Origin of the sequence: Mesorhizobium japonicum MAFF 303099, from assembly GCF_000009625.1 — a bacterium.
Lineage (GTDB): Bacteria > Pseudomonadota > Alphaproteobacteria > Rhizobiales > Rhizobiaceae > Mesorhizobium > Mesorhizobium japonicum.
In genome coordinates this window covers 1,010,325-1,024,385 of the sequence record NC_002678.2, presented here as the reverse complement: position 1 = coordinate 1,024,385, position 14,061 = coordinate 1,010,325, and the positions used below count along the sequence as shown (strand labels likewise).

The 14,061-nt window shown below is 63.3% G+C and carries 10 protein-coding genes; 7 read left to right on the top strand and 3 right to left on the bottom strand.

The features are described 5' to 3' along the window. Positions 1 to 4: 4 nt before the first annotated feature. Together MAFF_RS06040 and MAFF_RS06035 are read right to left on the bottom strand one after the other, a co-directional pair. The gene (locus tag MAFF_RS06040; protein WP_010909994.1) at positions 5 to 2,575 is read right to left on the bottom strand and encodes a GcvT family protein; all 2,571 of its coding nucleotides are present in this window, start codon (positions 2,573 to 2,575) and stop codon (positions 5 to 7) included. Between the two features lie 74 nt (positions 2,576 to 2,649). Continuing rightward, a complete protein-coding gene (locus MAFF_RS06035) occupies positions 2,650 to 4,227 on the bottom strand; it encodes a trimethylamine methyltransferase family protein (protein WP_044550572.1) in 1,578 nt (525 codons plus the stop codon). A gap of 255 nt (positions 4,228 to 4,482) precedes the next feature. Here MAFF_RS06035 and MAFF_RS06030 point away from each other — a divergent pair, with 255 nt between their 5' ends. The 7 genes from MAFF_RS06030 (at position 4,483) to MAFF_RS06000 (ending at position 12,873) form a co-directional block, all read left to right on the top strand. Then, positions 4,483 to 6,390 (top strand): phospholipase D-like domain-containing protein, encoded by a 1,908-nt coding sequence (locus MAFF_RS06030; RefSeq protein WP_044547883.1) that lies wholly within the window; start codon positions 4,483 to 4,485, stop codon positions 6,388 to 6,390. A 176-nt stretch (positions 6,391 to 6,566) separates the two neighbouring features. Then, the gene (locus tag MAFF_RS06025) at positions 6,567 to 7,748 is read left to right on the top strand and encodes an MFS transporter (protein ID WP_010909992.1); all 1,182 of its coding nucleotides are present in this window, start codon (positions 6,567 to 6,569) and stop codon (positions 7,746 to 7,748) included. A gap of 122 nt (positions 7,749 to 7,870) precedes the next feature. Continuing rightward, positions 7,871 to 9,934: a prolyl oligopeptidase family serine peptidase gene (locus tag MAFF_RS06020; protein ID WP_010909991.1), complete on the top strand. Its 2,064-nt coding sequence runs from the start codon at positions 7,871 to 7,873 to the stop codon at positions 9,932 to 9,934. 151 nt (positions 9,935 to 10,085) lie between these two features. Further along, the gene (locus MAFF_RS06015; protein ID WP_080511799.1) at positions 10,086 to 10,211 is read left to right on the top strand and encodes a capsid protein; all 126 of its coding nucleotides are present in this window, start codon (positions 10,086 to 10,088) and stop codon (positions 10,209 to 10,211) included. Between the two features lie 50 nt (positions 10,212 to 10,261). Next, positions 10,262 to 11,641, top strand: a complete 1,380-nt coding sequence (locus MAFF_RS06010; RefSeq protein ID WP_010909990.1) for an aspartate aminotransferase family protein — start codon at positions 10,262 to 10,264, stop codon at positions 11,639 to 11,641. Between the two features lie 197 nt (positions 11,642 to 11,838). Continuing rightward, positions 11,839 to 12,144 (top strand): hypothetical protein, encoded by a 306-nt coding sequence (locus MAFF_RS06005; protein ID WP_244420729.1) that lies wholly within the window; start codon positions 11,839 to 11,841, stop codon positions 12,142 to 12,144. A gap of 84 nt (positions 12,145 to 12,228) precedes the next feature. Further along, the gene (locus MAFF_RS06000; RefSeq protein ID WP_044550569.1) at positions 12,229 to 12,873 is read left to right on the top strand and encodes a cytochrome c oxidase assembly factor Coa1 family protein; all 645 of its coding nucleotides are present in this window, start codon (positions 12,229 to 12,231) and stop codon (positions 12,871 to 12,873) included. A gap of 277 nt (positions 12,874 to 13,150) precedes the next feature. Here the strand turns inward: MAFF_RS06000 and mmsB are convergent, their stop codons facing one another. Beyond that, the gene (gene mmsB, locus MAFF_RS05995) at positions 13,151 to 14,035 is read right to left on the bottom strand and encodes a 3-hydroxyisobutyrate dehydrogenase (RefSeq protein WP_010909987.1); all 885 of its coding nucleotides are present in this window, start codon (positions 14,033 to 14,035) and stop codon (positions 13,151 to 13,153) included. Between the last annotated feature and the right edge of the window lie 26 nt (positions 14,036 to 14,061).

Here is a 14,061-nt window from a genome sequence, read left to right as displayed (position 1 = left end):
AACCTCAGGTCCGCATCTTCTCGCCGCTCGGGTCGAAAGGCGCCTCGACATTGATGCGCGCCGGGCGGCGGTGGCCGAGGATCTCGATCTCGAACAGGCCGGCGCTTTCGTCCTCGGCAAGGGCTGCAGGAACGTAGCCCTGCGCCATCGACTTCTGGACGTAGTGGGCAAAGCCGCCCGACGTCACCCAGCCGACCACCCGCCACTCGCCGTCGGCGATGCCGCGCACGGCGGAAGCGCCCTCGGCGGCCTTGGAGCCCCGCACTTCCTTGCCCTTGTCGTCGAAGCGCGGCGCGCCGTAGCCATGCGGCTTCTCCACCGTGCCGTAATCCTTGCTGACCTTGGCCCAGATCGGCTCGTCACCCATGACGTCGGCATCGGCGGCGTCGACGATGAAGGAGACGCGGCGCAGTTTTGGTCCTTCCGCCTGTTCCTTGGCGGCGGCTTCGCGGCCGATGAAATCGTTCTTCTCGAGCTTGATGAAGCGGTCCATCGAGCCTTCGAACGGTCCGTAGATCGGCCGCAACTCGCGGAACCAGGTCGGGAAGTTCTTTTCCAGGCGCATCGACAACAAAGCGCGCATACCGAAATCGACCAGGCCGAACTCCTCGCCGGCATCCTTGATCGCTTTGTACACTAGCCGCTGGTAGGCCGGCGCCATCCAGATCTCGTAGCCGAGATCGCCGGTATAGGTGATGCGGTTGACCATGCAGGGCGCGCCGCCGACCGCCATCTCGCGGAAATCCATGAAGCGGAAGGCTTTGGTCGAGATGTCGACGTCGACGAGCTTCTGCAGCAGATCACGCGACTTTGGTCCGGCGATCGACAGGCCGACAAGCGTCTGGTCGAAGCGATGGATGCGCACCGAACCGTCTTTCGGCAGGTGCTTCTCGAACCAGCGCATGTGGTATTTCTGCGCGGCCGACGAACCCCAGATCATGAAGCGGTCTTCACCGGCCTTGGCGATGGTAAAGTCGCCGATCAGCTTGCCGAATTCGTTGATCATTGGCGTCAGCACGATGCGGCCGGTCTTCGGCATGCGGTTGGTCATCAGCCGGTTGAGGAACTCTTCCGCGCCAGGTCCCGACACTTCGTATTTGGCGAAGTTGGCGATCTCGGTGACGCCGACGCGCTCGCGCGTGGCGCGCACTTCCTCGCCGATCGGGCCGAAATCGTTGGAGCGGTGGAAGGAGACGATGTCTTTCGGTTCCTTGCCCTTTGGCGCGAACCAGAGCGGGGTTTCCAGCCCCCACGAGTCGCCCATGACGGCGTTATTGGCGAGCATGGTGTCGTAGAGCGGCGTCGTCTGCGCAGGCCGCGCGGCTGGCAGTTCCTCATTGGGGAAGCGGATGGAGAAGCGGCGCGAGTAGTTTTCGCGCACCTTGGCGTTGGTGTAGCGCAGGCCGGCCCATTCACCGAAACGGGCGACATCCATGCCCCAGACGTCGAAGCCGGGATCGCCATGCACCATCCAGTTCGACAGCGCCAGGCCGACGCCGCCGCCCTGGCTGAAGCCGGCCATGACGGCGCAAGCGCACCAGAAATTGGTCAGGCCCTGCACCGGACCGACCAGCGGGTTGCCGTCGAGCGCGAAGGTGAAGGGGCCATTGATGATCTGCTTGATGCCGGCCTTTTCGATGCCCGGGAAATGCTTGAAGCCGATTTCCAGCGACGGCGCGATGCGGTCGAGATCGGGCGGCAGCAGTTCATGGCCGAAATCCCAGGGCGTGTTGACCGGCGACCATGGCTTGCAGGCCTTTTCATAGGTGCCGAGCAGGATGCCGTTGCGCTCCTGGCGGGTGTAGATCTCGCCTTTGAAGTCGAGCACGCCGATCATCTCGCGGCCGGTCGACTTGTTGAACTCCTCGACCTCCGGCATCGGCTCGGTCAAGAGGTACATGTGCTCCATCGCCAGCACCGGCAGTTCGACGCCGACCATGCGGCCGATCTCACGCGCCCACAAGCCGCCGCAGTTGACGACATGCTCGGCGTGGACCGTGCCTTGCTCGGTGACGACGTTCCAGGTGCCGTCCGGCTGCTGCGTGAGATCAACGACGCGATTGCGCAGCACGATCTCGGCGCCGAGTTTCTTCGCCGCCTTGGAGTAGGCGATGGTGGTGCCGGACGGGTCGAGATGGCCTTCGACCGGGTCCCACATGGCGCCGACGAAGTTCTTCTCGTCCATCAGCGGGAACATCGCCTTGGCTTCGGACGGCGTGATCAGCTCGGTGTCCATGCCGAGATAGCGGCCCTTGGCGTGGGCCAGCCGCAGGAAGTCCATGCGCTCGGGCGTATCGGCCATCATCACGCCGCCGGTCAGGTGCAGCGAGCAGGACTGGCCCGAGATTTCCTCGATCTCCTTGTAGAGCTGCACGGTGTAGGCCTGCAGCTTGGCGACGTTGGGGTCGCCGTTCAGCGTGTGGAAGCCGCCGGCCGCGTGCCAGGACGAGCCGGAGGTGAGCTCCGAGCGTTCGATCAGCATGATGTCGGTCCAGCCGGCCTTGGCCAGGTGATAGAGCACCGAGCAGCCGACGACGCCGCCGCCGATGACAACCGCTTTTACGTGGGATTTCATGAAGATAGGTCCGTTTTTGCGTAAATTGAATCAGAGGTTTCGGTCGCTGGCGTCACTACGCACCACAAGCACGATCAAAAATCGGTCGGCGCGCCGCCTTCGGCCGTGCGCTTCTGGACGAAGTCGTTGAGCTCTTCGCGGATTGCCGGGTCCATGTAGGGCTCTTCATAGGATGCCAGCCGTTCCTTCCAGACCTTGTTGGCCTTCTCCATCGCCGTTGGCGAGCCAGCTTCCGCCCAGGTCTCGAAATTGCGCCAGTCGGAAATGATCGGCGAATAGAAGGCGGTCTTGTAGCGGTCCTGCGTGTGCTGGGTGCCGAAGAAATGGCCGCCAGGGCCGACCGACTGGATGGCGTCGAAGCCGAGCGCCTCTTCGGACAGGTCGAGCGGGGTCAGGAATTCGGCCACCATCTGCAACAGGTCGATATCCAGAATGGTCTTTTCGTAGGAGCACCGCAGGCCGCCTTCGAGCCAACCGGCGCCGTGCATCATCAGATTGCCGCCGCCCTGGATGGCGCCCCACAGCGAGAACACGCTCTCATAGGCTGCCTGTGCGTCGACCGTGTTGGCGGCGCAGGTGTTGGAGGTGCGGTAGGGGATGTTGTAGCGGCGGGCAAGCTGGCCGCCGACGAGCTGCGCCTTCATATATTCGGGCGTGCCGAAGGCCGGTGAGCCGGATTTCATGTCGACATTGGAGGTGAAGCCGCCATAGCCGACCGGCGCGCCCTTGCGCACCATCTGGGCAAAGGCGATGCCGGACAGCGCCTCGGCATTCTGCTGCACCAGCGCGCCGGCAATGGTGACCGGCGCCATGGCGCCTGAGAGGGTGAAGGGCGTGACGACAACGACCTGGCCCTTGCTCGACATCTGAATGATGCCTTCCATCATCGGCACGTCGAGCTTGAGCGGCGAATTGGTGTTGATGATGGTGAAGGCGGACGGCTCTTCCAGCAACTGCTCATGGCTGATGCCGCGCGCGATCCTGGCGATCTCGATACCGTCGACATTGCGCTCCTTGCCGAGCGAATAGATGTGGAACACCTTGTCGGTCAGCGTGGCGAGGTCGCGGATGCATTCGAGGTGGCGAACCGACGGATGGATGTCGGTCGGCTCGACCGGATAGCCGCCTGTGCAGTTCAGGATGTTGTGCATCTGCGCAAGGCGCAGGAAATTGCGGTAGTCGGCCTGGTTGCCGGGCCGGCGGCCGCGATCAATGTCGGAGCAGTTCGGCGCCGACGCCATCATCGACAGGATCACATTGTTGCCGCCGAAGCGGACGTTATGCGCGGGGTTGCGGGCATGGATGGTGAATTCCGACGGGCAGTTCGAGATCAGATCGAGGATCATGTCGCCGTCGAAGCGCACGCGCTCCGAGCGTTCGCGCACATCGGCGCCATGCGCCTTCATGATGCGGCGGGCTTCGTCGTGCAGAACGTCGACGCCGATCTCCCTGAGCACGCGCAGGGAGGCGAGGTGGATCGATTCCAGTTCGTCGTCAGACACCAGCCTGGTCGGCGCCAGCGGGTTTTTCAGCTGACGGAAAGCCGGCTGCTCAAAGGCGGTCGAACCTCCGGCGCGCTTTCCAGCGCGGCCGCCACGGCGGGCACGGTCGGGCGCCAGAGCCGTTTCTAAGGGGTTCAGGGCGGCGGTCATGATGGTCCTCGTACGATGCGAATAGCGGGCGGCATAATGGACCGGCGGCCCGCCGGCCATTGCGGAGGCGGCGACCACTAGGGCGAGGGAAGCGACATGCCGGAACGGCAGCCGCGTGGCCGCGGCATCGCCTTGGCCAGATCGGCGCGCCGACCGGCGCCTGAACGCGGCCGATGGGAAGGATGTCGGTACGTTACAATACTGTCTTTTACTCCTGACATACTTGTGCGTTGAATATTTTTTGGAGGGACAGCCATGCCTGACGTCGTCAAAGTGCGTGCCGCGACAAACAACGAAGTCGCGTTCCTTTCCTGGGATCTTGAAGGAATGATCCCGGGTTGCCTCGGTTTCGAGATCGTTCGCCTCTATCCCGACACCGGCGAGGAGCGCTGCCTGGCATCCTGGGTGCCGTTCAAAGGGCAGCGCAATCCGAGATGGATTCCGCAGGACACCGGCGTCTGGCCGGTGCAGAAGACATTCTGGCGCGATCTTACCGTGCGGCGCCGGCGCGACAGCATCGACGTTAGGCCGGATGGCGAAATGATCGCCTACCGGGTGCGCCCGGTCGGTGACATGAAGCCAGGCCTCGATGCGGTGCCGGTGCGCCCTGATCAGGTCGTTGACGGCAAACCCGCCTACACCGGCCCGGCGCGCCCGCTCGGTTATCTCGGCAAGGGCGCGGTCAGTCCGCCGATCTATCTGGGTCAGATGTTCGGCAAGGCGCGCGTTGCCTTCACCAATGGTGTGCTGTCGACGCAATGGATGTCGCATGCGTTGCAGGAGGCCGGCATCAAGGTCGGGCAGCGCGAGAAGATCGCTGCGATCCTGCAGGACCGGACCAGCAAGATACGCGCCTATCTGCATGGCGACGTGCCTGATGTCCTGACCAGCCTTCTGAAACGGGCCGAGACCGAGGCAGGCACGGTCAGGCTTGCCCTCTACGAGCTTGGTGATGACGAATTGTGCGACGCCATCATCGCCGCGAAGGATGTCGTCGAGGTTATCCTTTCCAATTCTGGCAAGGATGACCAAACCAAGGCTTGGGACGCCGGCAATGCACCGTACAGGCAGCGTCTGCACGATGCGGGTGTGGTGGTGACGGACCGCCTCTTCAACAACAACCATATCGGCCACAACAAGTTTGCCGTCTACCGCGATGCCCAGGGCAAACCGCAAGCGGTGATGACCGGAAGCACCAACTGGACCTCGACAGGCATTTGCGGCCAGTCCAACAATGCCTTCGTCCGTGACGATCCCGCGATGGCCGAGGTCTTCAATGACTATTGGCAGCGCATGAAGGCGGACGTGTTTCCTCAACCAGCCAGCGAAACCGCCGCCGGGCACGTCGCGCAGACGCAAGGTGTGCCGTTCCGCAAGGAGAACCACATGCCAAATCCGCTCAACGGCGCCACGGCGGCGCTGGACGGCATGACGGTGTGGTTCTCGCCGAACGACCCCAACCGCAACAAGAAGGACATTTCGGTGCGGCCGGTGGATCTCGAAGATGTCTTTGCCCGTATCAAGGCGGCGAAGCGGGCGGTGCTGTTCCTGGTGTTCAATCCTTCGCTGCTTGGCGAAAACTCGATTGTCGACCAGGCCGTCGCGGCGGCGAAGGCCGATCCGAATTTGATCGTGCAAGGCGCGATCAGCGATGAAACCGCCATGCCCAACTATGTCGCGCCGACCAAGGATCCGGTCACTCACAAGTCGAATAAGGATGGCAAGGCTCCTTTCGTCTATCCGGAGAAGGTCTGGGAAGCGCCGAATGTCTCCATCGTCCGCGCGGCGAACCTGACCGGCGCCACGATCGCGCGCGATTTCCAGGCGGAGGTGCTGACCGTCGGCCATGCGATCGTGCACGACAAGATCGTTATCATCGATCCGATGGAGGACAACGCCACCGTCATCACCGGCAGCCACAACCTTGGTTACAAGGCGTCCTACGAAAACGACGAGAATCTGGTGATCGTGGAAGGCGACAAGACGTTTGCCGCGGCCTATGCCGTGCACATGCTTGACGTCTTCGACCACTACAAGTTCCGCGCCTGGCGCAGGACGATCGGCAAGGGACCCTCTGACGATGACGGGATTTCCATCGATGACAAGTGGCTGAAGCCTTATGTCGATGGCAAGAAAGGCGCGATTGCCCGGTATTTTCCGTAGTGTCGCCAGGAATCGCGCCAGACCTTCATTCAATCCCCGACCGGTCGGCGTCAACCGATCGGTCCGGGATTGTTGGTGCAAGCGGATTCCCCGTCCGGCCCTTCCTTTCCTCTGGTCGAACCAATAGCTGGTGAAGCCTGCCAGCCGCATGGCCGGCACCTCACCTGGATGATGGAATGGTCGCAACCAGCTCGAGCGAAGGCGAAGCGGGGACGCAGTGGGCAGCGCTCGCCGGCGTTACCGCCGCACTTGCCATGTTCGGCGCCGCGCAAGGGCTGAGCTCGCCGCTGTTCACGCTCCTGATGCAGAAGCAAGGTATGTCGCCCGGGCTGATCGGCCTGTCGGCGGCGATGATGCCGCTCGGGCTGATTCTGTCGGCCTCGTTCGTGCCGGCGGCAGTGCGGCTGGTCGGTGCGCGCAACCTGGCGGTCGGCTGCTCGCTGATCGGCGCGCTGTGCTTCCTCGGCATCGGCTATCTGCAGAACTGGGTGGCCTGGTACGTCATCCGCTTCATCATCGGCGTCGTTATCAATCCGCTCTACATTCTTGGCGAGGTCTGGGCGCTGTCGCTGGCGCCGCCTTCGCGGCGCGGCCGGGTGATGGGTGTGTTCAACACGCTGATGGGCGCCGGCTATGCCGCGGGGCCTTTCGCGTTGACCTTCGTCGGCACGTCGGGTTGGGCGCCCTTCAGCGTCGGCATCGGCGGCTTCTTGCTTTGCGCGGTCATTCTGCGCCTTGTCTCCTCGAAGCTTACCGGGTTCGAGGATGACGGGCAGCCCGCCGGCAGCTTCATCGGCTTTGCCCGCATGGCGCCGGCGCTGCTGCTGGCCGTGCTGGTCTCGGCCGCCGTCCAGCAAAGCACCTATGCGCTGGTCCCGGTCTTCGGCGCCGGCTATGGCCTGCCGGAAGCCATGCTCGCCGCTCTGGTGATGGCGCTTTCCCTGGGCAACATCCTGCTGCAGATTCCGCTCGGCCTAATGGCGGAGCGGTTCGGCGGCCGCCCGATGATCGTCGCCTGCGCGGTGGCGACGGCAATCTGCGCGGCACTGCTGCCGCTGCTGATCACCACGCCGCTGATCTGGGGCGTGCTGCTGGTGATGGGCGCGGTCGGCTACGGCGTCTATACGATGGCGCTGGTCGAACTCGGCAGCCGGTTCAAGGGCACGCTGCTCGTCACCGGCAATGCTGCCTTCGCCCTGCTGTGGGGCCTTGGCGGCATTGTCGGCCCGCCGGGCGCCGGCCTCTTGATGCAAGGGATCGGTCCGCTCGGTCTGCCCGTGGTGATCTTCGGTCTCGATGCGGTCCTGGTGGTCTTCGCGCTCTATCGCTCGTCCGTGCGCCGGATCGGCAAGACATGATCGAGGCTGCTTTTTCTCGGTCGCGAGAAGGCCCGAATCCTCTGGCCAGCTGCCGCAACTCTTGAATATCGGACGCGGCATGTCGATGTTGCATGCCCACAAGCATGCCTATTGGAGGTTTCATGACCAAGCCCATCACCAAGCCAGAAGCCGGCGCCGCGGATCCCTTCCTCTGGCTGGAGGACAGGACCGCCAAACAGTCGCTCGACTGGGTACATGGCCAGAACGAGATCGCGGTCGGCGAATTGCAGGGCGATCCGTCCTATCAGGCGTCGTTCCAGACGGCGCTCGACCTGATGACGGCCGAGGACAATATCGCCGTCGGCGCGGCGATCGCCGGCCATGTCTATAATTTCTGGCAGGACAAGACCAATGCGCTCGGCCAGTGGCGCCGCACGACGGTCGCTTCCTACAAGACCGAGAAGCCGGTCTGGGAAACCATCATCGACTTCGACCAGCTTGCGGCGAAGGAGGGGATAAAATGGGTGTTCAGCGGCGCCAGCCGGCTCTATCCGGACTTCAGCCGCTGCCTGCTCTCGATGTCGCCCGATGGTGGCGACGCCAGCGAGATGCGCGAATTCGACATCGAAACCAGATCGTTCATCGAGGGCGGGTTTTGTGCGCCGGCTTCCAAGTCGAATTTCGGCTGGCTGGACAAGGATACGGTCATCGTCTCGGCCGCCTTCGAGGATGCCGACAAGACCGAGTCCGGCTATCCGCGCGTGATCAAGCTGTGGAAACGCGGCACGGCGCTGGAAGAGGCGACGCCGATCTTCGAAGCGCAGAAAGACGATCTCGCCGCTGGCGCGGGCGTCGAGTTCGACGGCGACAAGCGACACGTGTTTCTGGCGCGGGCAATCAATTTCTTCGCATCGCACAGTTTCCTGCATCTCCCATCCGGTGAGAACAGGCGCATTCCGCTGCCTGACGATGCCACCGATACATCGCTTTTCAAGGACCAGCTGGTGTTCGGGGTGCGCACGCCGTGGACGGCGCCGGACGGCACGGTGTGCCAGCCGGACGGGCTCTATTCGCTCGATTTCGCCCACTGGATCGAAACCGGCAGTTTCGGCGCCATCGAAATCCTGCTGGCGCCGGCGCATCGCGTGTCCATCGCCGGGCTCGCCAGAACGCAGGGCCGGCTGTTCATCAGCCTGATGGACAATGTGCGCGGCAAGGTCCTCGTCTGCGAGCGCAGGGATGGCGCATGGTCGCTGAAGCCGCTCGCGTTGCCCGAGAACGGCACTGTCGGCATCAGCCATGCCGAGCATTTCGGCTCCAGCGTGTCCTTCTCCTTCACGGATTTCCTGACGCCGAGCTCGATCATCTGGTCGGATGATGATGGCGAGACGCTGGAGACGGTGAAGTCGCAGCCGGCGCGCTTCGACGCGTCGCCGCTGATCTCGGAGCAGTTCGAGGCGCGCTCGAAGGACGGCACGATGATCCCTTATTTCGTCGTCCGGCGACGCGACCAGAAGGGGCCGGTGCCGACGCTGCTCTACGGCTATGGCGGCTTCGAAGTGCCGCTCTTGCCCGGCTATGCCGGGGTGCGCGGCAGGCTGTGGCTGGAGAAGGGCAATGCCTATGTGCAGGCCTGCATCCGTGGCGGCGGCGAGTTCGGCCCGGCCTGGCATCAGGCGGCGCTGAAGGGCAATCGCCAGAACGGTTTTGACGATTTCGCCGCTGTGGCTGAGGACGTCGTCAGACGTGGCATCGCGACAGCAAGCTCGCTCGGCATCCAGGGCGGCTCGAATGGCGGCCTGCTGACCGGCGTTTCCCTGACGCAGCGCCCGGAACTCTTTGGCGCCGTCATCATCGAGGTGCCGCTGCTCGACATGTTGCGCTACACCGAATTGCCGCCCGGCGCCTCATGGATGGCAGAATATGGCGATCCGTCGAAGCCGGAAGACGCCAGGTGGCTGTCCGCCTATTCGCCCTACCAGCATGTCAGGGCGGGCGCCGCCTATCCGCCGGTGCTTCTGACCACCTCGACCGCCGATGACCGCGTCCATCCCGGCCATGCGCGCAAGATGGCGGCTCGCCTGCAGGAGGCCGGCCACGACAGGACATTGTTCTTCGAGGAAACCGAAGGCGGGCATGGCGGACGGGGCGATCGCCGGCCGCAGGCGGCGCAGACGGCGATGAAATATGTCTTCCTGCAGCGGGCACTGAGCGCCAAGGCTTGAAGTGCGTCGCGACGCACTTCATGCCTTTGTTTTATGCATGTCGTTCTCCTAAAACCGGGGCCACTTTTAGGCGACATGCATAGAAGTATTCCGTCATGGGCCAAGCAAAGGGTGGTTCACCTCGGCCAGCCTTTGCTCTAAGGTGCCCTGCATGGCTCCTGCTATGACCTTTGTCTGCACGTTCGGGGTCGCGGTGACACCATCACCGCGCACGCTGCGTGCGGAGCTTTTGCGGCTGTGCGCCCGCATCGGTTATTCGCCGCCCATCAGCCTCTGATGCATTCGCCCCGGCGCCTGCCGGACTGAATCCAGAGGAAAGAATCAGACATGACCTATCAGAATTATTCGCTGAAGCAGCTTCAGCAGATCGACGCCGCGCATCATCTCCATCCCTTCACCGACCACAAGGAATTGCGCGAGGCGGGTTCGCGCATCATCACCCACGCCAATGGCCCGTTCATCTACGATTCCGAAGGGACGGAATTGCTCGACGGCATGGCCGGCCTGTGGTGCGTCAACATCGGCTATGGCCGCGACGAACTCGCCGAGGCCGCTTACGCGCAGATGAAGGAACTGCCTTACTACAATTCCTTCTTCAAATGCTCGACGCCGACCCCGGTGCTGTTGTCCAAGAAACTGGCCGAGATCGCGCCGAAGAACGTCAATCAGGTCTTCTACGGCTCCTCCGGCTCGGAAGCCAACGACACCGCCTTGCGTCTTGTCCGCCACTACTGGGTGATCGAGGGCAAACCCGAGAAGAACCGCGTCATCTCGCGCAAGATGGCCTATCACGGCTCGACCATCGCCGGCACGTCGCTCGGCGGCATGGATGCCATGCACAAGCAGCTCAACGGAGCGGTGCCCAACATCGTGCATGTGATGATGCCCTATGCCTATGAGCTGGCGCTGCCGGGTGAGAGCGACCATGATTTCGGCCTGCGCGCGGCCAAATCGGTCGAGGATGCCATCCTCGAGGCCGGCGTCGACAAGGTCGCGGCCTTCATCGGCGAGCCGGTAATGGGCGCGGGCGGCGTCAAGATCCCGCCGGCGAGCTATTGGCCTGAGGTGCAGCGCATCTGCCGCAAATACGATGTGCTGCTGATGCTGGACGAGGTCATCACCGGCTATGGCCGTACCGGCGAATGGTTCGCAGCCCAGACCTTCGGCATCGAACCGGACACCATCACCACGGCCAAGGCGCTGACCTCGGGCTATCAGCCGCTGTCGGCGCTGCTGGTCGGCGACCGCATCACCTCGACGCTGGTCGAGAAGGGCGGCGAGTTCAACCACGGCTACACCTATTCCGGCCACCCCGTGGCCTGCGCCGTCGCCTTGAAGAACCTGGAGATCATCGAGCAGGAAGGCCTGGTCGACCGCGTCAGGAACGACACCGGGCCCTATTTCGCCAAGGCGCTGCAGGAGTGTATCGCCGGGCATGACCTGGTCGGCGAGGTGCGTTCGATCGGGCTGATGGGCGCGATCGAGATCGTCAAGGACAAGGCGACCAAGGAACGGTTCCTGCCGTCGGGAAGTGCGGCGGTGACGGTGCGCGACCATGCCATCGCCAACGGCATGATGCTGCGCGCCACCGGTGACACGATGATCCTGTCGCCGCCGCTGATCTGGACCCGCGACACGATCGACATGGCCTGCGAGCGCATAGGCAAGGCGCTGGATCTGGCGCAGGCCGATCTGCGCAAGCGGTAAGGCAAACCTCGACCGGGCGTTTCTTCAAGGGAACGCCCGGCCTCGAGAAACATACTGCCCGATGGGGAACAAACTTCATCCTCCGCGCGTAGTGTGTGGGGCAGCAGCCATTCGGCCGCGACAAGGGGTTCATTTCCATGAGAAAAACCGGCAAGAGCCGACGCGCTCAAGAAGCAGCCAGCATCGGCGCTGACCTGATGCTGGCGCCGCTGGTGGCGATGATGCGCCTGCCGTTGATGGCGATGGACAGCGGCAGCAGCCAGCCCTGGGGCACCGAAACCGCGCGTGCGGTGAACGAGAAGACCGCGGCAATCGCCGAGGGCACGTTCGCGGCGCAAATGTCCTTCCTTCAGTCGGCATCGCGGTTCTGGCCGGAACTCCTTTCCGGTCGCACGCCGTCGCTGTTCAACGGCGTCGCGGCGGAACGGTCGATCAGCGCCGCGCTCAAGCCCGCCAGCCGGGCGGTGAAGGCGAATTTTCGCCGGCTGTCGTCAAAGGCTTGAAATAGACCCTGCCGAACTTTGATTTTGCGCATTGTCGAGATCATGGTCTAGAACCAATCGGTATGCGCACCGATGGGGGACATCATGGCCGGACAACCGCTCAACCAGCCGGCTGAAATCCCGGCCGAGCTCGACCGCTGGAATTGGGGCGCCTTCTTCCTCAACTGGATCTGGGGCATCGGCAACAGCACTTTCATCGCGCTGCTGGCGCTGATCCCGGTCGTCAATCTCGTCATGATCTTCGTGCTCGGCGCACGCGGCAGCCGCTGGGCCTGGCAGAACCGGGCCTGGCGCGACGCGGAGCAGTTCCGCAAGACGCAGCGCAACTGGGCAATCGCCGGCCTTGCTGTCTGGGTGCTCAGTATCGGGGGCTGTGCAACGGCGGTCGGCAGCATCCCCTTCATGCTCAAAGGCAGCGACGCCTACCACATGACCATGGACGCCGTGCGTTCCGATACCCGCGTCAAGGCTGCCATTGGCGACGGCGTGACCGACAATTTCTGGATCGGCGGCCACCTCAACGTCAGTGCGAATGGCACGGGCGACGCCCAGTTCAGCATTCCCGTCCACGGCGCCAGGGGCAAAGCCACCGTGTTTTCCCATCTGGTCCGCAATGCCGGCACGTGGAGCATGCGTCTTCTTGTGGTCAGGGTGGATGGAGTGGACACGCCGATCGTGCTGACCAACGAAGATCATGTGCCAATCCCGAACGCTGCGATCGGAATATAGACATCGGCCCGGAGCGGGCGCGGCAGAAATGCAAAAACCGCGCTCCATCGGGAACGCGGCTTTGCCAGATACGCATGGCGTTTCGCTACGCAAACACTTGGCGAAACTTACGGGCTCCGGTACGCGAGACCTGATCCGGAGCGCCGGGCGGATATGTCCGCCTCGCAGTCCGTTTTATAGCGACATCGTTACCGCAGAGTTATCGAGAGCTTAAGCAAATCTAAATTTGCGGTTCTTCTGCCAGGTTGATCCGGAAAAAACCCATCAAATCCGCTGGTTACGCTGGGTTACCCCTGAGAAAATTAATTATGCCGGAGAAATCGGCGCCGCCATGCCCCTGGGCGTTGAACAGGGCATAGAGCTGTGCCGCCTCGGCGCCAAGCGGGGTCACCGCGCCCGCGCTCTGTGCGGCTTCCTGGGACAATTTCAGGTCTTTCAGCATAAGGGCAGCGGCGAAGCCCGGCCTGTAATCCCTGTTGGCGGGTGAAGTGGGCACCGGGCCGGGCACCGGGCAATAGGTGGTCAAGGACCAGCATTGGCCCGAAGAGGTCGAGGCGACGTCGAACAGCGCCTGATGCGACAGGCCGAGCTTTTCGGCCAGCACGAAGGCCTCGGCGACGCCGATCATCGAAATGCCGAGGATCATGTTGTTGCAGATCTTCGCCGCCTGGCCGGCACCGTCGCCGCCGCAATGGACGATGCGCCCGGCCATCGGCTTCAGGACTGGCTCGGCGGCGGCGAAGGCGTCGTTGGAGCCGCCAGCCATGAAGGTCAGCGTGCCGGCCGCCGCACCACCGGTGCCGCCCGAGACGGGCGCGTCGATGGAAAGCAGGCCGTGTTTAGCGGCAATCGCATGCGCCTTGCGCGCCGACTCGACGTCGATCGTCGACGAATCGATGAACAGCGCGTCTTTTTTTGCCTTGGGCGCGATGTCCTCATAAACCGAGAGCACGTGCTTGCCGGCAGGGAGCATGGTGATCACCACGTCGGCATCCTTCACCGCCGCCGGCGCGTTGGCCATGACGACAACACCGTGCTCGCGCGCGACGGTCAAATTCTCCGGCATGAGGTCGAAGCCGTGCACTTGATGCCCGGCCTTGACCAGATTGGCGGCCATCGGATTGCCCATATTACCAAGGCCGATGAAGGCGATCGTCGTCATTGTCTCACTCCCGGAGTTTGCTGGCT

Excerpts from the sequence above, each read along its gene's own strand:
- MAFF_RS06000 (WP_044550569.1), top strand. The coding sequence starts at position 12,229 with ATGGCCGGACAACCGCTCAACCAGCCGGCTGAAATCCCGGCCGAGCTC.
- MAFF_RS06035 (WP_044550572.1), bottom strand. The coding sequence starts at position 4,227 with ATGACCGCCGCCCTGAACCCCTTAGAAACGGCTCTGGCGCCCGACCGT.
- MAFF_RS06025 (WP_010909992.1), top strand. The coding sequence starts at position 6,567 with ATGGTCGCAACCAGCTCGAGCGAAGGCGAAGCGGGGACGCAGTGGGCA.
- MAFF_RS06005 (WP_244420729.1), top strand. The coding sequence starts at position 11,839 with ATGCTGGCGCCGCTGGTGGCGATGATGCGCCTGCCGTTGATGGCGATG.
- MAFF_RS06040 (WP_010909994.1), bottom strand. The coding sequence starts at position 2,575 with ATGAAATCCCACGTAAAAGCGGTTGTCATCGGCGGCGGCGTCGTCGGC.
- MAFF_RS06030 (WP_044547883.1), top strand. The coding sequence starts at position 4,483 with ATGCCTGACGTCGTCAAAGTGCGTGCCGCGACAAACAACGAAGTCGCG.
- MAFF_RS06015 (WP_080511799.1), top strand. The coding sequence starts at position 10,086 with ATGGCTCCTGCTATGACCTTTGTCTGCACGTTCGGGGTCGCGGTGACA.
- MAFF_RS06010 (WP_010909990.1), top strand. The coding sequence starts at position 10,262 with ATGACCTATCAGAATTATTCGCTGAAGCAGCTTCAGCAGATCGACGCC.
- MAFF_RS06020 (WP_010909991.1), top strand. The coding sequence starts at position 7,871 with ATGACCAAGCCCATCACCAAGCCAGAAGCCGGCGCCGCGGATCCCTTC.
- mmsB (WP_010909987.1), bottom strand. The coding sequence starts at position 14,035 with ATGACGACGATCGCCTTCATCGGCCTTGGTAATATGGGCAATCCGATG.